This window comes from Salinicola lusitanus (assembly GCF_038648475.1).
GTDB classification, from domain to species: domain Bacteria; phylum Pseudomonadota; class Gammaproteobacteria; order Pseudomonadales; family Halomonadaceae; genus Salinicola; species Salinicola lusitanus.
Window position 1 is genome coordinate 3,866,690 of record NZ_CP151919.1, and the last position, 21,701, is coordinate 3,888,390.

The window sequence follows — 21,701 nt, forward strand, 5'->3', positions numbered from 1 at the left end:
CGGGCGCTTGGCAGGCAACTGCCAGCCCCGTTTTGCGGATGGAAGACATCGGGCCGTGGCGAGACATGTCATATTTCCCGACCCGGAGAACCTCTCGAGGATTGCGGCCACTCGATACGTTGAATCAGAGTGGATTCGAATCCAGTGGGCTCATGGTAGCGCCTGCCCGACGAGACTTCGATAGCCATTTCCACGACCATGGTGACATTGACGGCAGACCGGAAGTGGCGGAAGACCGGTGCCGACGTGGCCTCCTTAACATTGTCGACAGTTTCACGTAGACTTCGCAGCGCCCACCGCAGCCGATTTCGTGACAGCCATGTCAATGGCCGCCAGACGATCCTGGCTTGCCGAAGGACGAGACGTTCCGTACCTGCCGCGTCCTGGCCCGGATTCCGTCTCGCTCATGCGGGCTCTAACTCTAGATGAGGGTCTCCACCGTGCTTGAAGCTTACCGCCAACATGTCGAGGAGCGCGCCCAGGAAGGCGTGCCGCCGAAACCGTTGACCGCCGAAATGACCGCCCAACTGGTCGAGCTGCTCAAGCAGCCGCCCGCCGGTGAAGAGGCATTTCTCCTCGAACTGATCACCGATCGCGTGCCGCCCGGTGTCGACGAGGCCGCCTACGTCAAGGCCGGCTTCCTCACCGCCATCGCCAAGGGCGAGTCGACCTCGCCGCTGATCGACAAGATCCACGCGGTCAAGCTGCTGGGGACCATGCAGGGCGGCTACAACATCGCCACCCTGGTCGAGCTGCTGGACGACAGTGAGCTGGCCCAGGAAGTGGGCGAGCAGCTCAAGCACACCCTGCTGATGTTCGACGCCTTCCACGATGTCGCCGAGCGGGCCAAGAGCGGCAACGCCGTGGCCCAGGGCGTGCTCGAGTCGTGGGCCGAGGCCGAGTGGTTCCTGGCCAAGCCGGCGCTGGCCGACAAGATCAGCATCGCCGTGTTCAAGGTACCCGGCGAGACCAACACCGACGACCTGTCGCCGGCGCCGGATGCCTGGTCGCGCCCCGACATCCCGCTCCACGCCAACGCCATGCTCAAGAACCCGCGCGACGGCATCGAGCCGGAAGTGGCGGGCAGCAAGGGCCCGCTGGCGCAGATCGAGGCGGTCAAGGCCAAGGGCTTCCCGGTCGCCTACGTCGGCGACGTGGTGGGCACCGGCTCCTCGCGCAAGTCGGCGACCAACTCGGTGCTGTGGTTCTTCGGCGACGACATCCCCCACGTCCCCAACAAGCGGGCCGGCGGGTTCTGCTTCGGCGGCAAGATCGCACCGATCTTCTTCAACACCATGGAAGACGCCGGCGCCCTGCCGATCGAGATGGATGTCGACAAGCTCGAAATGGGCGACGTCATCGATGTCTATCCGTATGAAGGCAAGGTGACCCGTCACGACAGCGACGAAGTCGTTTCCACCTTCGCGCTCAAGACCCAGGTGATCCTCGACGAAGTGCGCGCCGGTGGCCGTATCCCCCTGATCATCGGCCGCGGTTTGACCGAGAAGGCGCGCAACGAACTCGGCCTGCCGGGCTCGGATATCTTCCGCAAGCCGGAACAGCCGGGCGACACCGGCAAGGGCTTCACCCTGGCCCAGAAGATGGTCGGCAAGGCCTGCGACATGGACGGCGTCCGCCCGGGCATGTACTGCGAGCCGAAGATGACCACGGTCGGCTCCCAGGACACCACCGGCCCGATGACTCGCGACGAGCTCAAGGATCTGGCGTGCCTCGGCTTCCAGGCCGACCTGGTAATGCAGTCCTTCTGCCACACCGCCGCCTATCCCAAGCCGGTCGACGTCGAGACCCATCACACCCTGCCCGACTTCATCATGAACCGTGGCGGCGTCTCGCTGCGACCGGGCGATGGCATCATCCACTCCTGGCTCAACCGCATGCTGCTGCCGGACACCGTCGGTACCGGTGGTGACTCGCACACCCGTTTCCCGATGGGGATCTCGTTCCCGGCAGGCTCCGGGCTGGTGGCCTTCGCGGCGGCCACCGGCGTGATGCCGCTGGACATGCCGGAATCGGTGCTGGTGCGGTTCAAGGGTGAGCGTCAGCCGGGCATCACCCTGCGCGACCTGGTCCACGCGATCCCCTACTACGCGATCCAGCAAGGGCACCTGACGGTGGCCAAGTCCGGCAAGAAGAACATCTTCTCCGGCCGCATTCTGGAGATCGAAGGTCTCGAGGATCTCACCGCCGAGCAGGCGTTCGAGCTCTCCGACGCCTCCGCGGAGCGCAGCGCTGCGGGTTGCACCATCACGCTGGGCGAAGAGCGCGTTACCGAGTACCTGAACTCCAACGTCACCCTGCTGAAGTGGATGATCAGCGCCGGCTATGGCGACCGCCGCACGCTGGAGCGCCGTATCGAAGCCATGGAAGCGTGGCTGGCCAACCCCAGCCTGATGCGCGCCGACGCCGACGCCGAGTACGCTGCGGTGATCGAGATCGACCTGGCCGAGATCGACCAGCCGGTGCTCTGTGCGCCCAACGATCCCGACGATGCGCGTCTGCTCTCCGAGGTTGCCGGCCAGAAGATCGATGAAGTCTTCATCGGCTCGTGCATGACCAACATCGGCCACTTCCGCGCCGCCGGCAAATTGCTCGAGAAGCAGCCGGCCGGCAGCCTGAAAACGCGCCTGTGGCTTGCACCGCCGACCAAGATGGACCAACATCAACTGACCGAGGAGGGCTACTACGGCATCTACGGCAAAGCTGGCGCTCGCATGGAGATGCCAGGCTGCTCGCTTTGCATGGGCAACCAGGCACGCGTCGCGCCGAAGTCGACCGTGGTATCCACCTCAACCCGTAACTTCCCCAACCGTCTGGGCGACGGCGCCGATGTCTATTTGGCATCGGCAGAGCTCGCGGCCATCGCCGCGGTCGAAGGCCGCCTGCCCACGGTGGAGGAGTACAAGGCTACCATGGGTGAGTTCAATGCCATGGCGGGTGAGATCTACCGCTACCTGAACTTCCATGAGATAGAGGATTTCCAGAAAGCGGCCTCGAGCGTCATTCCGGTCGCCCAGGAAGCCTGACACGTCTCTTCCGATGCTCGCGCTTCATGAAGAGGTCACCGAAACGCCCCGCCAACGCGGGGCGTTTTTTTATGCCTGACCTCGATGAGAGATCGCTTGCGTCTGACCGGGGCTAATCATAAAGTCTGACCGAGTCATGAAACGCTGTTCACCAGCGTCGACGATCCGTACACGCCGGTAGCCATTCGTCATCCGCATGGCAATTCGCCGATGAGGCCACGGAATGCCTGTCCGGACGCATTCAAGGGAGATTCACGATGAAGAAGAAGATCTGGCTCGTCATTCCGATGACGATGTCTCCGCTGCTGTTGGCGCCGACGGCGCAGGCGGCCAACGCCGACGGGCTCTATCTTGGCATCGGCGGTGGCTACGGTGAGGTGGCGAGCAGCGACAGCGAGATCGGCAAGTTTGCCGGGGCCAGCGGCGAAAGCTATCACGTCGACGATGATGACAGCGTCTACAAGGCATTCGTCGGCTACGAATACAACCCCTACTTCGCCACCGAGGCCTTCTACGCCGATCTGGGCAAGCCCAACCTGATCCGGGGTGGCAATGTCGTCGATCTCAAGAGCAAGGCCTACGGCTTGAGTCTGGTCGGCAAGCTGCCGGTCGGCGCTGGCTTCGAGCTGTTCGCCAAGGCGGGTATGGCACGTTGGGAAACGGAGGCCAGGGGCGAGCTCAGCGCCACGTCGGATCTCGATGACAATGACGGGATCGACCCGGTCTATGGTGCCGGCGTGCAGTACCGCTATCAGCACCTTCTGCTGCGCACCGAATACGAGCGCTACGATTTCGACAGCAATTTCAAGGTCGATACCTACACCGCCTCCGTGGGCTGGCAGTTCTAGACCCGCGGTTGACGATACCGTGTCCAGGCCGCCTCCGAGCGGCCTTTTTCGTTCATGGCCGGACGAACTTGCAAAGATGACCGTTTGACGACAACACTGAATGGCACACCTTGTCGCGACCATTCGTCATTGAGACCACTTTGGCCCAGGAAGGGGCACCGCCGACCACTCCATGCTAGCACCCAGATCACTGATACAAGACATCGCCCGGCAGATCCGCGCCCACCTGCGTTCGCTGATCGCCTTCCACCTGTTCTTCACGTTACTCGCCTCGGCGGTATGGGTGCCGCTGTCGGCCAACACGCTGTCCGGACTCCTCCGTCGCATCGGCCGCCCCGTGCTCAGCAACGGACAGATTCTGGATGTCGCCTTCTCGCCCTGGGGGCTGCTCTGGCTGCTGGTGGCGATCGGACTCAGCTTCCTGGTGATCTTCCTCCAGCAGGCGGGAATGATGCTCGTCGTCTCGAGCCAGGCCGGGAATCGTTATCGGGTGGCCATGGGTTCGCTGTGGCACGTGCTACGCCGTTTTCCGGCCTTGATGACCCTCACCCTGCTCCAGGTCGGAAGCCACCTTCTCCTGGCCGCCCCGTTCGCCATCGGCCTCTCCCACCTCTACAGCGCCATGCTCGGCGATATCGAGCCCTATATTCTGATCCACTTGAAGCCTCCCGAGCTGTGGGAGTTTCTCGCCGTGGCGACGCCGATCGTTGTGGTGCTGGTCCTACTCAGCGCCGCCCTCTATTTCCGCTGGTTCCTGGCACTGCCGGCGATGATGCTCGACGGGCTGAAGCCGATCGCCGCGTTGAAACGCAGCCGCGAATTGACCCAGGGGCGTCGCCTGCGGATGGCCCTGGCCGTCGTCGGCATGGCGCTGCTGGTGGCGGCCATCCCGGTTGTCTTCACCCTGGCCTTCAACACCCTGGGCGGGACGTTGCTCGGGTATCTGCCGGAGCGCAACAGCGTGCTGATTCCGGCGATGCTGACCTATCTGGCGCTGTATATCGTCACCACGATCGCCCTCACTTTCCTGGGCATCGCAGCCAACAGCCTGGTGGTGATCACGCTATACCACCGTGCCATCGGGCGGGCGCCAGTGTTTCGCCCCGCCGCGACGCCGCAGCGCTCCGGGGTGATCGCCTGGGGGGCAGAGATCCTGCTGCTGGTCTTTGCCCTGGGCCAGGCGGGCTGGATACTGCATGGGTTCGAGATCAACGACCACGTCACTATCACCGCCCATCGCGGCAGTTCTCTGGTGGCACCCGAGAACACCATGGCCTCGATGAACCAGGCCATCGCCGACGGTGCCGACTACATGGAACTGGACGTGCGCCTGAGCGGCGACGGGCAGGTCGTCGTCTCCCACGACAACAATCTGAGTCGATTGACCGGGGTCGACCGTAACATCAGCGACATGACGCTGGCGGAGATCGAACAGGTCGATGTCGGCTCCTACTTCGGCGATGCCTTCGTCGGCGAGCGCATTCCCACGTTCCAGCAGGTCCTGGACAACGCGCGGGATCGCATCGGGCTCTACGTCGAGCTCAAGCCGGCGCCAGGCACCGCCGAGGAACTGGCCCAGAAGGTCATCGCTCAGTTGAAGGCCAGCCAGATGACGGACCACGCCGTGATTGCCTCGCTGTCACCCGATGTCATCGAGGTGGTCAAGGGCCTGGACGGAGAGCTGCGGACCACCCTGTTTCTGCAGTTCGTCCTGCCCGGCGCGCTGCATACCACCGACGCCGACATCATCGGTCTGCGCCACACCCAGGCCACGCCGAGCCTGCTGAGGACCATTCACGATACCGGCCGAGGGGTGGCGGTATGGACCGTCAATGGTATCGGCGACATGTCGCGCTATCTCGACATGGGGGTCGACAATATCATCACCGATCGGCCCGATGCCCTCGCCAATATCCTGCAGGAAAGACGGGCCATGTCGGACGGCGAACTGCTGCTGGTGAAGCTGCGCAACTGGCTGCGTTCGTGACCCCTCCGACGACAGCACGGTTGCCGACGTCTTGTCATCACGTCAAAACCAAAAAAGCCGGCGCGAGGGTATCGCGCCGACCCTTGGGCTGCTCAATGACGATCAGCCCAGCGTTTCACCCGCCAGCATGAACCAGGTCTCGAGCACGGCGTCCGGATTCAGCGAGACCGAATCGATCCCCTGTTCCATCAGCCACTTGGCAAGCTCCGGATGGTCGGAAGGTCCCTGGCCGCAGATGCCCACGTACTTCCCTTGGGCCTTGCAGGCCTGGATCGCCATCGACAGCAGCTTCTTGACCGCCGGGTCCCGCTCGTCGAACAGGTGGGCGATGATCGCGGAGTCGCGATCCAGACCCAGCGTCAACTGGGTCAGGTCGTTGGAACCGATGGAGAACCCATCGAAATGCTCCAGGAACTCGTCGGCCAGCAGCGCGTTGGAGGGGAGCTCGCACATCATGATGATCTTGAGCCCGTTGTCGCCGCGTTTGAGGCCGTTGGCCTCGAGCAGGTCGACCACCGCCTTGCCCTCGGCCGGCGTGCGCACGAACGGCACCATGATCTCGACGTTGTTGAGCCCCATCTCGTCGCGAACGCGCTTGAGCGCCCGGCACTCCAGCTCGAAGCAGGCCCGGAAGTCGTCGGAGATGTAGCGCGAGGCGCCGCGGAAGCCGAGCATCGGATTCTCTTCGCCCGGCTCGTAGAGCTTGCCGCCGATCAGGTTCTCGTATTCGTTGGACTTGAAGTCCGACAGCCGCACGATCACGCGCTTGGGATAGAACGCCGCCGCCAGGGTGGAGATGCCCTCGACCAGACGATCCACGTAGAAGCTGACCGGGTCGTCGTAGCCGGCGGTGCGCAGGTCGATGGTCTGCTGCAGGTCGCTGGAGAGCTTGTCGTAATCCATTAGTGCCCGCGGATGCACGCCGATCATGCGGTTGATGATGAACTCCAGCCGCGCCAGGCCGATGCCTTCGTTGGGCAGTCCGGCAAAGGCGAAGGCGCGATCCGGGTTACCCACGTTCATCATGATCTTGAACGGAATCTCCGGCATGGCGTCGACGCTGGTGGTCTGGCAGTCGAACTCCAGCTTGCCCTGGTAGACGTGCCCGGTGTCGCCCTCGGCGCAGGAGACCGTCACCTCGACGTCATCCTGGAGCAGCTCGGTGGCGTCGCCACAGCCGACCACGGCGGGAATCCCCAGCTCGCGGGCGATGATCGCCGCATGGCAGGTACGCCCCCCGCGATTGGTGACAATGGCGGACGCACGCTTCATGATCGGCTCCCAGTCGGGATCGGTCATGTCGGTCACCAGCACGTCGCCGGACTGTACCTTGTGCATCTCCTCCGGCGATGCCACCAGCTTGACCTTGCCCTGGCCGATCCGCTGACCGATGGCGCGACCGTCGACCAGCACGCGGCTCTTGTTCTTGAGCGTGAAACGCTCCAGGGTGCCGCCCTCCTGGTTCGACACTACCGTCTCCGGCCGGGCCTGGACGATGTAGAGCTTGCCATCGTCGCCGTCACGGGCCCATTCGATGTCCATCGGACGGCCGTAATGTTTCTCGATGGTCACGGCCTGGCGTGCCAGCTCCATCACATCGTCGTCGCTCAGGCAGAAGCGCTGGCGGTCGGCATGGGCGACATCGACCGTCTTGACCGAGCGGCCAGCAGCGGCGTCATCGGTATAGACCATCTTGATCCGCTTGGAGCCCAGTGTCCGTCGCAGCACCGCGGGCCGGCCGGCAGCCAGCGTCGGCTTGTGAACGTAGAACTCGTCGGGATTGACCGCCCCCTGCACCACGGTCTCGCCCAGGCCCCAGGCGCCGGTCACGAACACCGCGTCGCGATAGCCGGACTCGGTGTCCAGCGTGAACATCACCCCAGCCGCCGCCGTCTCGGAGCGCACCATCTTCTGGACGCCTGCGGAGAGCGCGACGTTCTCATGCGGGTAGCCGCGATGCACGCGGTAGGAGATGGCGCGATCGTTGAACAGCGAGGCGAAGACCTCGTGGACGGCACGCTTGACGTTGTCGAAGCCGTCGATATTGAGAAAGGTCTCCTGCTGCCCGGCGAAGGAGGCATCGGGAAGGTCCTCCGCGGTAGCCGATGAACGCACCGCCACCTTGAGGTTGGGATGGCGGGCCTGCAACGTCTGATAGGCATCACCCAGCGCATCCTCGAAGGCGGGGGGCAAGGGCGTATCGATCACCCACTGGCGGATCCTCTCGCCCACCTTGGCCAGCATCTCGGTATCGTCGACGTCCAGCTTGGAGAGCTCGGCATTGATGCGGTCGTTCAAGCCGTCATGGGCCAGGAACTCGCGATAGGCATGGGAGGTGGTGGCGAAACCGCCGGGCACGGTGACCCCGGCGTCCGCCAGGTTGGAGATCATCTCCCCCAGCGAGGCGTTCTTGCCACCGACGCGCTCGACATCGGACATCCCCAACTGCTCGAAAGTGATAATGAATGGTTCCAAAGTCGTCTCCTGATCGTCTCGGCCGGCCACCGCTGATGAACCGTGGCACATGAAACGGCGCGCTCCGCTGCGCCTCGATGGGGCCAGAAGCTAACAGGCGACTTTCGGCTTAGCCAGAAGTTTAAGGGCGTAGAGTTTGGAGTATTTCTACAGGAATTCGCCCATTTCGCGCATTCCTGTAGTCCCGCGAGGCGAGGCGACTTCTCCACCGACGACGAGTTGCCCCGGCCGCGGATTTCAGCCGACAATGGGCGATCGACATCTACGGATCAATGCCATGCCCCGCACCGCCTTCTTCATCTCCGACGGCACCGGCATCACCGCGGAGACCCTCGGTCGCAGCCTGCTCTCACAGTTCGAGAACACGGATTTCATCCAGGTCACCAAGCCCTACATCGACACCCTCGACAAGGCCCGTTCGCTGGTCGGCATCATCGAGTCCACCGCCGAGCGCGACGGGATCCGTCCCATCGTCATCGACACCATCGTCGACCAGGCGATCCGCAGCATCGTCGCCGAGGCGCCGGCCTTCAAGGTCGACATCTTCTCCACCTTCCTCGCCCCGCTGGAAGAAGAGCTGGAGACCCACTCGACGTATACCGTCGGCCGCACCCACGCGATCGGCCGCGACGATGTCTACATGCATCGTATCGAGGCGGTCAATTTCGCCCTCGACAACGATGACGGCGCGCGAACGCATCAGTATCAGGAGGCAGACATCATCCTGATCGGCGTCTCCCGCTGCGGCAAGACGCCCACCTCGCTCTATCTGGCACTGCAGTTCGGCATCCGTGCCGCCAACTATCCGCTGACCGAGGACGACCTGGACGAGAACGGCATTCTCAACCTCCCGCCGTCACTGGCCAACCATCGCCACAAGCTGTTCGGCTTGACCATCGATGCCCGCCGGCTGTCGGCCATCCGCACCGAGCGTCGGCCAGACAGCCGTTACTGCTCGATGGACCAATGCATGCAGGAGATCGGCCAGGCGGAAGCGCTCTATCGCCGCCACAACATTCCGTTCATCGACACCACGCGCTTCTCGATCGAAGAGATCTCGACGCGCATGATGAACGAAACCGGCCTGCAGAGACGTTTCAGCCCGCGCTAGGCGGGCTGAAACGAGACTCGGAGCATCAGCGGTCGGCTCACAACCCCTTGGGCGCGAAGATACCCGGCGCGTTACGCCAGTACCCCTTGTAATCCATGCCGAAGCCGAACACGTAGCGATCGACGACCTCCAGGCCGCAGTAGTCGGCCTTCAGATCCGGCGACGACTTGCGATCGTGTCGCTTGTCGACCAGCACCGCCGTCGAGATGCTCGCCGCGCCAGCCTGGCGGCAGTAATCGAGAATGGCCGCCAGCGTGGCGCCCTCGTCGAGAATGTCGTCGACGATCACGACATGGCGACCGGCCATGGGAATCTCCGGCGACACTCGCCAGAACAGCTCACCGCCGCGGATACCACCGCGATAGCGGGTAGCGTGCAGATAGTCGACTTCCAGCGGAAAACCGAGCCGCGTCAGCAGATGTCCGGTGGTGATCAGGCCGCCGTTCATGACGCAATAGAAGACCGGCAGCTTGTCGCCCAACTGGTTCGTGATATCGGCCGCCATGCGGTCCAGCGCCTGTTCCACCTGCGCCTGGTCGATCAGGCAATCGGCGTTGTCCATCACTTCCTGCATCGAGCTCAGGGCGTCGATCGAGGGGGGTTGATTCATCGTCTACGGTTCACCATGGAAAGAGCGACGGCCAGGGTCATCACCGGCCGTCGCGGGAAAACAGAGGGTCTCTACCCGTCATTCGGACTCGTTGAGCGATTCGAGACGGACGTGGGTGCGCCGCCAGCGGGAGATCGCGGCGAGCGACGCCAGCGTGGGGCGGGCGCGGGCGTAACGCAGTTTGGCGACACGCTGGGCCTGGCGCCCCTCACAGGCCGCGACGATCTCGCGTGCTGCTGCGGGAGCATTGCAGATGACGGCCATGTCGCAACCGGCCCCCCAGGCCGCTTCGGCCCGCTCGCTGGGTGACCCGGCGGCGTGCGCCGCCGCCATGGTCAGATCATCCGAGAAGATGGCGCCCTTGAAACCGAGCTCCTCGCGCAGCATCCCGAGCCAGCTGGGAGAGAACCCGGCGGGCCGATCGTCGAACGCGGAGTAGATGACGTGAGCCGGCATGATGCCATCCAGCTTGGTGGCGAGCCTGGCGAAAGGCACCAGGTCGTGCTCGCGCAGCTCCGCCAGGGAGCGCGGATCCTCGGCAACCCCGAAATGAGAGTCCTGCCGCGCTCCCCCGTGGCCGGGAAAGTGCTTGCCGACAGCGACCATGCCCGCTTCGTGGAGCCCCTCGATGAAGGCGCCCGCCAGCACGGCGACCACCTCCGGATCCGGCGAGAAACTTCGCGACCCGATGGCGGGCGACTGGTCGTCGTCGAGATCGAGCACAGGCGCGAAACTCAGATCGAACCCGCAAGCGGCCATCTCCATGCCCAGCAGCCAGCCGGCGTCCTGGGTCAGGGTCAATGCCGACTCGGGGGACTCCGCGAAGTGGTGGCCCAGTACCGCCATGGGCGGTATCTGCGTCACGCCCTCCTTCAAGCGCTGCACCCGACCACCTTCCTGATCGATCGCAACCAGGATATCGGGGCGACACTCGCGAATCTGGCCGATCAACGCCTGGGTCGTGGCGACGTCCGGGGTGTTCCTGGCAAACAGCAAGACACCACCGACCTCCGCTCGCGAGATCAACTGGCGCTCTTCGTCACGTAACTGGGTGCCTTCGACATCCAGCATGACCGGGCCGAGAGGTTGAGTCATAGCTAACACCTGAGACCATTGAGCGCCCGATTCTAGACGACAGTGGGTTCCCATGACAGAGGCCGAGGGTGCCAGGAGTCATCCTCTCACTCGACAGCCGAACCGACCTTCTCGAGGGACGCAGGCAGCGGCGCCTGCATGCCGGCCACCACGACCGGACGAAGGTGGCGGATCAGCTCCCTGACCGACATGTGTTCCTGATACTCGCTGTCGGCGATATCCCTCAGCGCATCCAGTCCGGACAGGGTGAAGATCACCGTGCCCAGCATGAAATGGAGTCGCCAGAATCGCTCGGCATCCGGCAGGTCCGGCGTCGCCAGTCGCAGGCAGCGGACGAAACGGTGGAACGTCTCCCCGTAGTGCTCCTGGATGTAGCGCCGCAGATGTCCCTGGGCCTGCGTATAGGCCAACCCCAGCAGCTTCATGAAGACCTTGAGGCTGTTACGTTCGGCGGGCACCTCCAGAACGCTGGTGGCAAGCTGCTCCAGCAGTACCTCGAGTGGCACGCCCCCGTTCCGGTAGCGAGCCTCCAGCCCATCCAGCGCCAGATTCAGCCGCTCCGAGAAGGGATCGAGATAGCGGGCAAACACGGCCTGGATCAACGCTTTCTTGGACCCAAAATGATAATTCACCGCCGCCAGATTGACCTTGGCCCGGGTCGTGATGTTGCGCAGCGAGGTTTCAGCGAACCCCTTTTCGGCAAAAAGGACCTCCGCCGTATCGAGAATACGAGTAACGGTGTCGGGTCGGGCCATGTCATACCTCGTGCCTGAGAACAACGACTTAGAACGATTATGATTCTAATCATTCCCACACAAGCCACACAATCGAGCATTTCGTCGGACCTGGAGTTCCGGGTCTCCCAGTCCGGGCGCGAAAGACTTCCCTCATCGCCAACGACTGGATACAATTCCAGCCTGTATGCATGAACACGCCTGGCTGCGGATCGGACGCCACCCAATCCGATCCATGTCCAGTTGGATAACGCCTGGCAATCCAAGCAGGCCCCAAATCGCCTGATTGACCCTCAAGGCCCGGGAGAGACCGATGGCGCGACCGCTCACCGCACGACAGCAGAACGTCTATGATTTCATCGTCAAGACGATGGGCGAATTCGGCTACCCGCCGACACGAGCCGAAATCGCCCGCGCGCTGGGGTTCCGCTCCCCCAACGCCGCCGAGGAGCACTTGCGCGCGCTGGACCGCAAGGGCGTCATCCGCATGATACCCGGCACCTCCCGCGGGATCCGACTGCCCACCAGCGGGCAGGAAGCCGAGCCCGCCGAAGCCGCTGCCGAGGGCTTGCCGGTGATCGGCAGCGTCGCTGCGGGCAGCCCGATTCTGGCCACCGAACACATCGACCGATACTGCCCCCTCCCGGCCGACTATTTCACGCCCAGCGCCGACTACCTGCTCCGGGTTCGCGGACTGTCGATGAAGGACGCCGGAATCTTCGACGGCGACCTGCTCGCCGTTCACCGCACCCAGGAGATTCGCAACGGCCAGATCGTCGTGGCAAGGCTGGAAGACGACGTCACCGTCAAGCGCTTCCAGCGCCAGGGTAGCCGGGTCACGCTCATCGCCGAGAATGCGGACTTCGAGCCCATCGTGATCGATCTGAAGCATCAGCACCTGGAGATCGAGGGACTCGGCGTTGGCGTCATTCGCGGTGGCAACGGCACCGGCCTTCACTGAGGCTATCGCCCGGCGCCATGCGCAAGATTCTGCACGCCGACTGCGACTGCTTCTACGCGGCCGTGGAGATGCGCGACGATCCGTCGCTCGCGAATACGCCGCTGGCGATCGGCGGAAGTGCCGAGCGACGGGGGGTGATCGCTACCTGCAACTACCCGGCGCGGCAATTCGGCGTGCACTCCGCCATGCCCACGGCGCGAGCGCTGCGTCTGTGTCCCGAGTTGAAGCTGCTGCCGCCCGACTTCAACAAGTATCGGGAAGTATCGCAGCAGATCCAGGCGATCTTTCACGAACTGACACCGCTGGTCGAGCCACTCTCTCTCGATGAAGCCTACCTCGACGTGACCGAAGTCACCCGATTCCGGGGCAGCGCCACCTGGATGGCTCGCTGGCTCAAGGACGAAGCCCTGGCGAGAACGGGCATCGTCATCTCGGTCGGCGTCGCCCCCAACAAGTTCCTTGCCAAGATCGCCAGCGACTGGGACAAACCCGACGGCCTGTTTGTGATCCCGCCGACGGAGATGGAGTCGTTCATTACCGACTTGCCGGTCAGGAAACTCCATGGCGTCGGGCCGGCGACGGCAACCAAGCTCGATACCTTGGGGATCGCCAGTTGTGCCGATCTCCGGGCCCAGTCGATGGACAAGCTGCTGGATCAGTTCGGCAAGTTCGGACGCCGTCTGCACGAATTGGCGCACGGCATCGACGACCGTCCGGTCAATGTCTCGCGTGAACGCAAATCCGTCAGCGTCGAGACCACCTATGACCGCGACCTGCCCCACCTGAGTGACTGTCACGGCGCGCTCGAGCCCCTGATCGAGAAACTCCACGATCGCGTCGCCCGCCATGGCGATCCTGCCATTGCCAAGCAGTTCGTCAAAGTACGCTTCGACGACTTCTCCAGCACCACGCAGGAAACGGGGGCTCGCGGCATCATCGACGCGCGCTTCCATGAGCTGCTGGAGAGCGCATGGCGACGAGGCGAGCGCCCGGTCAGGCTGCTGGGTGTCGGCGTGCGGCTGGTGCCGGAGCAGGAGCAGCGCCAGTTGGGCCTGTTCGACGGCGACCAACCGGCGACGCCTTGAACGTCAGGTGGCGCGGATCAGGAGAACACCACCGTCTTGTTGCCGTGAATGAGCACGCGATCCTGTAGATGCCATCGCAATCCACGCGCGAGCACGGCCTTTTCCACATCGCGCCCCAGCCGCACCAGGTCCTGGGGTGTATGGCAATGCGACACGCGCTGGATGTCCTGTTCGATGATCGGCCCCGCGTCGAGCTCCTCGGTGACGTAGTGGCAGCTGGCACCGATCAGCTTGACGCCACGCTCGAAGGCTTGGTGGTAAGGCTTGGCCCCGGCGAACGACGGCAGGAAGCTGTGGTGGATATTGATGACTCGCCCGGCGTACCGCTGGCAGAGATCGGGTGGCAGAATCTGCATGTATCGCGCCAGTACCACGCTGTCGGCTTCGGCCGCCGCTATCAGACGCTCGGTCTGGGCAAAGGCCGACGCCTTGTCGCCGGGCTCCACCGGAACGTGATGGAACGGAATCCCGTACCAGGCGACCATGGCGCGCAGATCGTCATGGTTGGAGATCACGCACGGGATGTCGCACTCGAGCTCTCCGGCCGACCAGCGATAGAGCAGATCGGCCAGACAGTGCGACTCCTTGGAAACCATGATCACCAGCCGCTGGCGTCGGTCGGAGTCGCTGAGGCGCCAGCTCATCTCGAACTCTTCGGCGATGGGCGCGAAGGCGATTCGAAACTCCTGGGCGCTCAGCGCATTGGCCTGAATGTCGTAGCGCATGAAGAAGCGCCCGGTAGCCAGGTCGGAATGCTGGTTGGCTTCGATGATCGAGCCTTCCTGGGAGGCGATGAAGCCCGACACCCGCGAGACGATACCGACGCGGTCGGGACAGGAAACGATGAGACGATAGTTGTGCGACATAACTCTGAGGACACTCTGTTAACGCATAAGCGCTTTAGGAAAGAGCTCGGGGTGTAAAAGCGCTCAAACCGACCATTCGGCCCGGTTGCGAAACCGAACCCGGCGCGGCGGCATCACCTCGGCAGCAACGACACATCGATGACCCGCCGCCCTGGCGACCCGCACGAGGAGCCGCCGACGGCAACACCAGCCCCGATCCCAGGTGACGCCGCTTCCCGACGAACGGCGCATTGTACCCTACTCGTCAGCGTCGACCAGCGTCTGCGCCCGTTTGAGCGGGTCGAGACGCATGACTTATAGTGGAACGAGATTTCCTCCTTCAAGGATGACGATGTTCCGTCCGCGCGCACAGATCCGCCCCCGTACTTATCCGCCGCTGCTATTCCATCCCCTGGGGGGATGCGGTGAAATCGGCATGAATCTGTCGCTCTATGGCTATGACGGCCACTGGATTGCCGTGGATTGCGGCATGACGATTCGCCAGGACCTCCCCGATCAGCCCCTGCAGATTCCCGATGTCGACCATCTGGCGGCGCATGCGATGGTCCCCTCCGCGGTGTTCATCACCCATGGTCATGAGGATCATCTCGGCGCCCTGGCCTGGATATGGCCTCGCTGGAACTGCCCGGTCTACGCCACGCCTCTGGCCATCGAGATGTTGCGGGCCAAATTCTCGGAGCAGGGCCTGAGAGTCGATGCACTGAAGCCCATCCAGCCCGGCGCTCGGGTGGCTGCCGGCCCTTTCGGCGTGACCTTCCTGCCAGTGACCCACTCGATCCCGGAGAGCTGCGCCCTCTCCATCATCACGCCGCGCCACAAGGTGCTGCATACCGGTGACTGGAAACTGGATGAACGCCCGCTCATCGGTGCGCCATTCTCCGCCGCCCAGTTCCAGGCGCTGGCACCGGTGGACCTCGTCGTGGCCGACTCGACCAATGCCGACGTCGAGGGGCACTCCCGAAGTGAAGCGGAAGCGGCCGAGGCGCTGGAGTCGGTCATCCGGGAGTGCCGGGGACGCGTCGTGGTCAGCTGTTTCGCCAGCAATATCGCTCGCATCAAGGCGCTGGGCGCGATTGCCGAGCGCACCAATCGTCGCGTGGCGCTGCTGGGACGCTCGATGGAACGCATGGTTTCCATCGCCACCCAACTGGGCTATCTCGACGATTTCCCACCACGGGTCCCGGCGAATGACCTGGGTTACCTTTATGCCGAGGAGGTTCTCATCATCGCCACCGGGAGCCAGGGCGAACCTCGCTCCGCACTGTCTCGCCTGTCCCAGGGACGACACCCGGCTCTCGATCTGCTGGCCGACGACGATGTCATCTTCTCGGCTCGCGCCATCCCCGGTAACGAGCGCCCCATCGCGCGTCTCAAGGCCGGCTTCAAGCGTCTTGGCGTCAATGTCCATGACGAGCACACCGATCCCGCGCTTCACGCCTCGGGGCATCCGGCTCGTGAAGAGCTGCGCCAGCTCTACCGGTGGCTTAGACCGAAAATGCTGTTACCGGTCCATGGAGAGGCTTCCCACCAGCAAGCGCACCGCGAGTTGGCTTCGACCATGGACATTCATGTTCCTCAACTGGCCAAGAATGGTGTCGTGCTATCTCTGGATGCAGAGACCCTGGTCCCCAGCGGCACCCACCATCTCAGACCTCGGTTGATTGCCTCAAGAATGCGCCCCGGGGAGCGCACCAATCCGGTGTCGGCCCGGCGCCATGACAAGTCACTGTCGATTGCGTTGAATGTCCTGCCGACGGCCACCGGATGGACCCGCATCGGGCAGATGATATGGGACAGCGAGATATCCCTTCCGCTGGATGAAGATGCGCTGGCCGACTGGCTGGATGAGCGCATAGACGCGATCACGGCGGAGACGCTGCTCCAGCTCCGCCAGCAACTCTTCGGCCCATTGCGAGAGTGGCTCCACGAACGCCTGCCTGTCTCGCTGGAGATCCATCTACAACTGATGCCCGCCGATCCGCAGCCGGAGTATGAAGTGCGCACGGCCCCCTAGTGCAATGGAGGCCGGTCGAGGAGAAAGACGCGTCGCAAATGCGTCGATTTCCCCGAGCCACGACACGCTTCGCGAAGCACAAGACGAGGGAGCCAGAAACGAAAAAGCGCGTCCTGCCATTTGGCAGACGCGCTTTTCAGGGAGTACCCGGGCGGAATGAATCCAGGTAGAGCCGTCCGGAGACCTTGACCTTGTCTCAGTTCTTGCTGGCGTTCTTGGGCGGCCGACCGCGACGCTTGCGGGGCTGCTCGCCAACCAGATCGTCCATCGACAGTCCGGCGTTGTTCATCGCCTCTCGAATCTCGGCCAACTTCTTCTGCTTGTCGGCTTCCTCTTTCTGGCGCTCATGATCTTCCTGCTGCTTCTGCTCGATCACTTCCCCGATGACTTCCGACAGTTTGTGCAGTTGCTCCATGCTCAACTGACGCGCGGCGGCACGAGCCACATTCTTATTGCGAGCGATGCGTTCCAATGACTCGGTGGACATCGTCCTCTCCTTGCTGGATTCCAATACGGCATTACACCGGTTGTTTTGATGAAAGTATATTCTCACCCCCCTTGTTGGCAAGAAATTAAATCAAAAAGGCACGCATAATTTGCGTGCCTTTATTCCCACAAATGACTCAAGGACCGATGCGAAAGCGTGTTAACCGCCCGTCATATTCATGAAGCGAACGACCTGTACATCGCCATCCGTGGAGAAATGATGCCGCTCCGGCTTCAAATCCATGGCCGCTACAATCTGCTCCTTGAGCGGCTGCAGTTGACCTGGATAGCGCCGCAGGGTTTCGCGTAGATCCACGGAATGCTCGTTTCCCAGACACAGTAACAATCGGCCTTCGACGGTGACACGAACCCGGTTACAGGTACTGCAGAAGTTGTGGCTATGGGGCGATATGAAGCCGACTCGACAATCGCTGTCGGCCATGCGGAAATAGCGTGAAGGACCCAGCGTCGTCTCGGGTGATGGCATGAGGGGATATCGGGATTCGATTCGCGCCTGAACCTCATCACTCGAATAGAAAGTTTCTCCCCGCGAGTGATCCGACACATCGCCTAACGGCATCTCCTCGATAAAGCTGATATCCAGCTTTTCATCCCGGGCGAACGCCACCAAGTCGAGGACTTCGTCGTCGTTACGGCCACGCAGCACCACCGCGTTGAGCTTGATTTTGTCGAAGCCGGCGTCCTGAGCCGCGTGAATCCCGTCGATGACCTTTTCCAGATCTCCGGTTCGCGTCAGTCGCTTGAATCTTTCGGGATCGAGGGAATCCAGGCTGACGTTCAGGCGGGTCATGCCCCCGCCATGAAGTGCCTGGGCGTGGCGGCGCAGTCCGGCGCCGTTGGTCGTCATGGCGAAATCCTTCAGTCCCGGCAAGCTGCCGATCTGGGCTACCAGCTCGTCGATGCCTTTTCGCACCAACGGTTCGCCCCCGGTCAACCGGACCTTCTCCACCCCGAGTTCGGTGAAGGCACGCGCTACCTGATAGAGCTCCTCCAGCGATAGCACTTGGTCACGGGGCAGGAACGTCATCTCTTCGCTCATGCAGTAGACGCATCGAAAATCGCACCGATCCGTTACCGAGATTCGGACATAACGGACGGGACGTGAAAACTTGTCGATCAAATCGGTCATGAGAGCTCCCAGCGATCCGCGGCCTCGTGATCGCTTTGCCGCTCGGACACCCAGTAAGAGCCACTGTCGGTGTGCTCTTTTTTCCAGAAAGGGGCCCGAGTTTTCAAATAATCCATGATGAAATCACACGCTTCGAAGGCGGCGCGACGATGCGGACTGGCCGTCATGACCAGCACGATGGCGTCCCCGGGTTGGAGACATCCGACGCGATGAATGATGGTGACAGCCTGAAGCGTCCAGCGCTCCCCGGCCTCGAGTGCGATTTCATGGAGCGACTTTTCCGTCATGCCAGGGAAGTGTTCCAGCGTCAGGGCGGTGACGCCGGGTCTCTCGTTGGTGTCCCTGACCCGACCCGTGAAACTGACGATGGCACCGATATCGAGACGCCCCGCCGTCAACCGACGCTGCTCCGCTTCGGTGTCGAACGTCGCCTTCTGCACGCTGATCGCAATCTTCATGGCGAACTCTCCAGCCTCAGCCACCGGTGACCGGCGGGAAGAAAGCGATCTCGTCTCCCGGGGAGATGGCGGTTCCGTCCTGACTCATGGCTTCGTTGCGAGCGCAAAGAACGCGCTGGCCCAGCAGGGCCTTGAACTTGCCGTCCCGCTCGATCAGCGCCAGCTTGACGCCGGCGATATCGGCCGAGGGGAGCTGCTCCCACGCCAACGTGTACTCGGCGGTCTCGAAACGCTCTCTGAGCTCTGCCAGGAACTGCACCTTCAATGTTTTGGCTGGCGAGATGGCGTCCTCATCCCCGGTCGCTGCCGGCGACGTTTCGGATGCAGCCTGTCGCGACCACTCTCCCGAGCGGCCGCCGCGCTTCTGCTCGAGGCGGACTCCATCGATGATCATCCCCCTGTCGACTGCCTTGCACATGTCATAGAGCGTCAGGCAGGCCACGGAAACCGCCGTCAGCGCCTCCATCTCCACGCCGGTGCGCCCATTGAGGCGGCAGAATGCCTCGACATGCACGCAGCTTTCCTCAGTGTCCAGGGTGAACTCGAGGCTGACTTTGGACAAGGCCAACGCGTGGCAAAGCGGAATCAACTCGTGGGTCCGCTTCGCCGCCTGAATGCCGGCGATTCTCGCCGTGGCCAGCACGTCGCCCTTGGGCAGATCGCCGTCGGCCAGCAGCGCCAGGGTCGAAGCCTGCATGCGAACCGCGCCTCGGGCTCGGGCCTCACGCCGCGTCTCCTGCTTGTCGGCAACATCGACCATGTGGGCTTCGCCACGCGCATTGAGATGCGTGAGTGTCATGCTGAACTCGCCTCGTTTTTCCATCATTGAATCAGATATCAAGTGTAGCGTGATCGCCGCCACGGTGCCTGCCGCACCGCCGACACCGGACACCGGCGGTGCAACGATAAGCGCGGTGACGACGTCGGTCGGTCAGGGTCGTGCCCTGGGCTGCCAGGCAGCGGCCCAATCGATGATCCAGGCCAGAATCGCCTCCGGATCGTCCAGATCCAGACGGGGCAGCCTCGACGGCAGGCGGGCGAGGGTTTCGGAGGAGATCAGGCCCGGCTTGTAAGCCACGGCCTGTATCCAGGGATCCTGTTCAGCCGCCCACGCTTGACCGGATTCGCCGCGATACAGTTCCAGCTTCGGAATCGGCCAGGTCTTGAAACCTTCGACCAGAATCAGCTTCGGCTTCAAGCCGGCGACCTGCGCCACCAGCGCCGGCAAGTCCGGCTCCTGCTGCCCGGGCGTTTCCATCATCAGCGCGAAACGCCGACCGGAGGCCACCACCATGGGGGTCGCTCCCGCCGCGCGCAGGCGATGACTGTCCTTACCGGGTTTGTCGATGTCGAAGTCGTGATGGGCATGCTTGATCACGGCTGCCGGCCAGCCCCGCGCTCGAAGCCGGGGCAACAGGGTCTCCAGCAGCGTGGTCTTGCCGGTTCCGCTCCAGGCGGCAATGCCCAGCAGGGGAATGTCGCAGGCGAGCGCGTCGACGGTCTCATTCATGGCAGCTATCCGGCGAGCTGGCGTGACCGGCCTGGACGCGCTCCGCCAGCGCCACCTCGTGGGGGGTGTTGAGGTTGGCGAACTGCGCCTCCAGACCGGGGAAATCGACCTGAACCCAGCGGTGCCGATCGTACCAGGTGACGACCCGGCCGCCGCCGGCCGCCAGCCACTCCGACAGGTCAGCGCCCAGGGAGCTGCGTATCAGTGCCACCAGGGGCTGCAATCGTCCGCCATCGTGGGCGACCGCGATATCCGCCTCGCCGATTCCGTCGGCAAGCCTGGCCAGGGTGTCGACGGGGAGCCAAGGCATATCCACCGGGATCAGCAGCATCCATGGCGTGGAAACCACCCGCAGCGCGCCCAGCGCCCCGGCCAGTGGCCCCGGATAGCCGGGGAGCGTATCCGTGACGACGGCGTGACCCAGTCGGCGATAGCGATCGAGATGGCGATTGGCGCTGATGACGATGCGATCGACCTGAGGCGATAGCCGCTGCACCGCCTGCGCGACCAGCGGCCGGCCATCGAGGTCTACCCACCCCTTGTCCACGCCACCCATACGCTGACCGCGGCCACCGGCCAGCAGCACCCCCGTCACATCGGCGCGTTCGATCACCGGGTACCGAAGATCTTGTCGCCGGCATCGCCCAGCCCCGGCACGATGTAGCCATTCTCGTCGAGCCGTTCATCGATGGACGCCGTATAGATCTCGATATCGGGATACGCCTTCTCGACCCGCTCGATGCCCTCCGGCGCCGCGACCAGCACGATGACCTTGATCTGCTGGCAGCCCCGCTCCTTGAGCATGTCCAGTGTGGCCACCATCGAGCCGCCCGTGGCCAGCATGGGATCGATCACGATCGCCAGGCGTTCGTCCAGAGCACTGACGAACTTCTCGAAATAGGGCACCGGCTCCAGTGTCTCCTCGTTGCGGTAGAGACCCACGACACTGATGCGCGCGCTGGGGATCAGATCGGTGACGCCATCCAGCATTCCCAGCCCCGCGCGCAGGATGGGGACGATGGTGACCTTCTTGCCCTTGATCTGTTCGACCTCGATCGGGGAACCGTTCCAGCCCTCGATCGTCGCCGGCTCCATCTCCAGATTCTGGGTCGCTTCGTAGGTCAGCAGCTTGGCCACCTCGCAGGCCAGCTCGCGAAAGCTCTTGGTGCTGATGTCGGCCGCCCGCATCAGTCCAAGCTTGTGTTTGACCAGGGGGTGGGAGATGGGGTGCACACTCATGATCGGCGCCTTCGTCAGAATGGGATAA

General features: G+C 63.3%; 19 protein-coding genes. 7 read left to right on the plus strand and 12 right to left on the minus strand.

The annotated features are described in order from the left end of the window. Window positions 1–440: 440 nt before the first annotated feature. The 3 genes from acnB to AAGT95_RS17485 all read left to right on the plus strand — a co-directional run bounded on the left by acnB (window position 441) and on the right by AAGT95_RS17485 (window position 5,879). Window positions 441–3,044 carry a bifunctional aconitate hydratase 2/2-methylisocitrate dehydratase gene (gene acnB, locus AAGT95_RS17475; protein WP_342594631.1) on the plus strand — a complete coding sequence of 868 codons (2,604 nt, stop codon included), beginning with the start codon at window positions 441–443 and terminating at the stop codon, window positions 3,042–3,044. Window positions 3,045–3,301: 257 nt separating this feature from the next. Continuing rightward, entirely contained in the window at window positions 3,302–3,892 is a 591-nt protein-coding gene (locus AAGT95_RS17480) for an outer membrane beta-barrel protein (RefSeq protein WP_342594632.1), read from the plus strand. 172 nt (window positions 3,893–4,064) lie between these two features. Then, the gene (locus tag AAGT95_RS17485) at window positions 4,065–5,879 is read left to right on the plus strand and encodes a glycerophosphodiester phosphodiesterase (RefSeq protein ID WP_110599325.1); all 1,815 of its coding nucleotides are present in this window, start codon (window positions 4,065–4,067) and stop codon (window positions 5,877–5,879) included. Between the two features lie 102 nt (window positions 5,880–5,981). Here AAGT95_RS17485 and ppsA read toward each other — a convergent pair whose 3' ends face one another. After that, window positions 5,982–8,318, minus strand: a complete 2,337-nt coding sequence (gene ppsA, locus AAGT95_RS17490; protein WP_425356060.1) for a phosphoenolpyruvate synthase — start codon at window positions 8,316–8,318, stop codon at window positions 5,982–5,984. Window positions 8,319–8,631: 313 nt separating this feature from the next. On the opposite strand from ppsA, the gene ppsR reads away from it, so the two are divergent. Beyond that, the gene (gene ppsR / locus AAGT95_RS17495; RefSeq protein ID WP_110600397.1) at window positions 8,632–9,465 is read left to right on the plus strand and encodes a posphoenolpyruvate synthetase regulatory kinase/phosphorylase PpsR; all 834 of its coding nucleotides are present in this window, start codon (window positions 8,632–8,634) and stop codon (window positions 9,463–9,465) included. A gap of 37 nt (window positions 9,466–9,502) precedes the next feature. On the opposite strand, the gene AAGT95_RS17500 is transcribed toward ppsR, so the two are convergent. The 3 genes from AAGT95_RS17500 to AAGT95_RS17510 all read right to left on the minus strand — a co-directional run bounded on the left by AAGT95_RS17500 (window position 9,503) and on the right by AAGT95_RS17510 (window position 11,925). After that, a complete protein-coding gene (locus AAGT95_RS17500) occupies window positions 9,503–10,075 on the minus strand; it encodes a hypoxanthine-guanine phosphoribosyltransferase (protein WP_110599321.1) in 573 nt (190 codons plus the stop codon). A gap of 78 nt (window positions 10,076–10,153) precedes the next feature. Next, entirely contained in the window at window positions 10,154–11,170 is a 1,017-nt protein-coding gene (nagZ, locus tag AAGT95_RS17505; RefSeq protein ID WP_342594633.1) for a beta-N-acetylhexosaminidase, read from the minus strand. A gap of 86 nt (window positions 11,171–11,256) precedes the next feature. Further along, a complete protein-coding gene (locus tag AAGT95_RS17510) occupies window positions 11,257–11,925 on the minus strand; it encodes a TetR/AcrR family transcriptional regulator (RefSeq protein WP_110599317.1) in 669 nt (222 codons plus the stop codon). A 292-nt stretch (window positions 11,926–12,217) separates the two neighbouring features. Between AAGT95_RS17510 and lexA the strand changes: the two genes are divergently transcribed. After that, a complete protein-coding gene (lexA, locus tag AAGT95_RS17515) occupies window positions 12,218–12,865 on the plus strand; it encodes a transcriptional repressor LexA (protein ID WP_342594634.1) in 648 nt (215 codons plus the stop codon). Window positions 12,866–12,882: 17 nt separating this feature from the next. Beyond that, a complete protein-coding gene (gene dinB / locus AAGT95_RS17520) occupies window positions 12,883–13,950 on the plus strand; it encodes a DNA polymerase IV (protein ID WP_110599313.1) in 1,068 nt (355 codons plus the stop codon). Between the two features lie 17 nt (window positions 13,951–13,967). Here dinB and purU read toward each other — a convergent pair whose 3' ends face one another. Next, window positions 13,968–14,816, minus strand: coding sequence for a formyltetrahydrofolate deformylase (gene purU / locus AAGT95_RS17525; RefSeq protein WP_342594635.1), 849 nt, complete (start codon window positions 14,814–14,816; stop codon window positions 13,968–13,970). 331 nt (window positions 14,817–15,147) lie between these two features. Between purU and AAGT95_RS17530 the strand changes: the two genes are divergently transcribed. Beyond that, entirely contained in the window at window positions 15,148–16,830 is a 1,683-nt protein-coding gene (locus AAGT95_RS17530; protein WP_342594636.1) for a ribonuclease J, read from the plus strand. Between the two features lie 196 nt (window positions 16,831–17,026). On the opposite strand, the gene AAGT95_RS17535 is transcribed toward AAGT95_RS17530, so the two are convergent. The 7 genes from AAGT95_RS17535 to upp form a co-directional block, all read right to left on the minus strand. Beyond that, complete coding sequence (locus AAGT95_RS17535) at window positions 17,027–17,317, minus strand: H-NS family nucleoid-associated regulatory protein (RefSeq protein WP_110599309.1); 291 nt, start codon at window positions 17,315–17,317, stop codon at window positions 17,027–17,029. 159 nt (window positions 17,318–17,476) lie between these two features. Then, the gene (gene moaA, locus AAGT95_RS17540) at window positions 17,477–18,466 is read right to left on the minus strand and encodes a GTP 3',8-cyclase MoaA (protein WP_342594637.1); all 990 of its coding nucleotides are present in this window, start codon (window positions 18,464–18,466) and stop codon (window positions 17,477–17,479) included. Continuing rightward, window positions 18,463–18,924: a molybdopterin synthase catalytic subunit MoaE gene (gene moaE / locus AAGT95_RS17545; RefSeq protein ID WP_110708755.1), complete on the minus strand. Its 462-nt coding sequence runs from the start codon at window positions 18,922–18,924 to the stop codon at window positions 18,463–18,465. The genes moaA and moaE overlap by 4 nt, the downstream gene beginning before the upstream one ends. A 16-nt stretch (window positions 18,925–18,940) precedes the next feature. Next, a complete protein-coding gene (moaC, locus tag AAGT95_RS17550; RefSeq protein WP_342594638.1) occupies window positions 18,941–19,723 on the minus strand; it encodes a cyclic pyranopterin monophosphate synthase MoaC in 783 nt (260 codons plus the stop codon). 132 nt (window positions 19,724–19,855) lie between these two features. Continuing rightward, complete coding sequence (mobB, locus tag AAGT95_RS17555) at window positions 19,856–20,434, minus strand: molybdopterin-guanine dinucleotide biosynthesis protein B (RefSeq protein ID WP_342594639.1); 579 nt, start codon at window positions 20,432–20,434, stop codon at window positions 19,856–19,858. Beyond that, window positions 20,427–21,047, minus strand: coding sequence for a molybdenum cofactor guanylyltransferase MobA (gene mobA / locus AAGT95_RS17560; protein WP_342594640.1), 621 nt, complete (start codon window positions 21,045–21,047; stop codon window positions 20,427–20,429). Before mobA ends, mobB begins: the two co-directional genes overlap by 8 nt. Then, window positions 21,044–21,673 (minus strand): uracil phosphoribosyltransferase, encoded by a 630-nt coding sequence (upp, locus tag AAGT95_RS17565; protein WP_110599299.1) that lies wholly within the window; start codon window positions 21,671–21,673, stop codon window positions 21,044–21,046. The genes mobA and upp overlap by 4 nt, the downstream gene beginning before the upstream one ends. Window positions 21,674–21,701 lie beyond the last annotated feature (28 nt).

Bases quoted from the DNA above. Each gene is read 5' to 3' on its own strand.
- AAGT95_RS17480 (WP_342594632.1), top strand. From the start codon at position 3,302: ATGAAGAAGAAGATCTGGCTCGTCATTCCGATGACGATGTCTCCGCTG.
- AAGT95_RS17485 (WP_110599325.1), top strand. From the start codon at position 4,065: ATGCTAGCACCCAGATCACTGATACAAGACATCGCCCGGCAGATCCGC.
- ppsA (WP_425356060.1), bottom strand. From the start codon at position 8,318: ATGTCCGATGTCGAGCGCGTCGGTGGCAAGAACGCCTCGCTGGGGGAG.
- ppsR (WP_110600397.1), top strand. From the start codon at position 8,632: ATGCCCCGCACCGCCTTCTTCATCTCCGACGGCACCGGCATCACCGCG.
- AAGT95_RS17500 (WP_110599321.1), bottom strand. From the start codon at position 10,075: ATGAATCAACCCCCCTCGATCGACGCCCTGAGCTCGATGCAGGAAGTG.
- nagZ (WP_342594633.1), bottom strand. From the start codon at position 11,170: ATGACTCAACCTCTCGGCCCGGTCATGCTGGATGTCGAAGGCACCCAG.
- AAGT95_RS17510 (WP_110599317.1), bottom strand. From the start codon at position 11,925: ATGGCCCGACCCGACACCGTTACTCGTATTCTCGATACGGCGGAGGTC.
- lexA (WP_342594634.1), top strand. From the start codon at position 12,218: ATGGCGCGACCGCTCACCGCACGACAGCAGAACGTCTATGATTTCATC.
- dinB (WP_110599313.1), top strand. From the start codon at position 12,883: ATGCGCAAGATTCTGCACGCCGACTGCGACTGCTTCTACGCGGCCGTG.
- purU (WP_342594635.1), bottom strand. From the start codon at position 14,816: ATGTCGCACAACTATCGTCTCATCGTTTCCTGTCCCGACCGCGTCGGT.
- AAGT95_RS17530 (WP_342594636.1), top strand. From the start codon at position 15,148: ATGTTCCGTCCGCGCGCACAGATCCGCCCCCGTACTTATCCGCCGCTG.
- AAGT95_RS17535 (WP_110599309.1), bottom strand. From the start codon at position 17,317: ATGTCCACCGAGTCATTGGAACGCATCGCTCGCAATAAGAATGTGGCT.
- moaA (WP_342594637.1), bottom strand. From the start codon at position 18,466: ATGACCGATTTGATCGACAAGTTTTCACGTCCCGTCCGTTATGTCCGA.
- moaE (WP_110708755.1), bottom strand. From the start codon at position 18,924: ATGAAGATTGCGATCAGCGTGCAGAAGGCGACGTTCGACACCGAAGCG.
- moaC (WP_342594638.1), bottom strand. From the start codon at position 19,723: ATGACACTCACGCATCTCAATGCGCGTGGCGAAGCCCACATGGTCGAT.
- mobB (WP_342594639.1), bottom strand. From the start codon at position 20,434: ATGAATGAGACCGTCGACGCGCTCGCCTGCGACATTCCCCTGCTGGGC.
- upp (WP_110599299.1), bottom strand. From the start codon at position 21,673: ATGAGTGTGCACCCCATCTCCCACCCCCTGGTCAAACACAAGCTTGGA.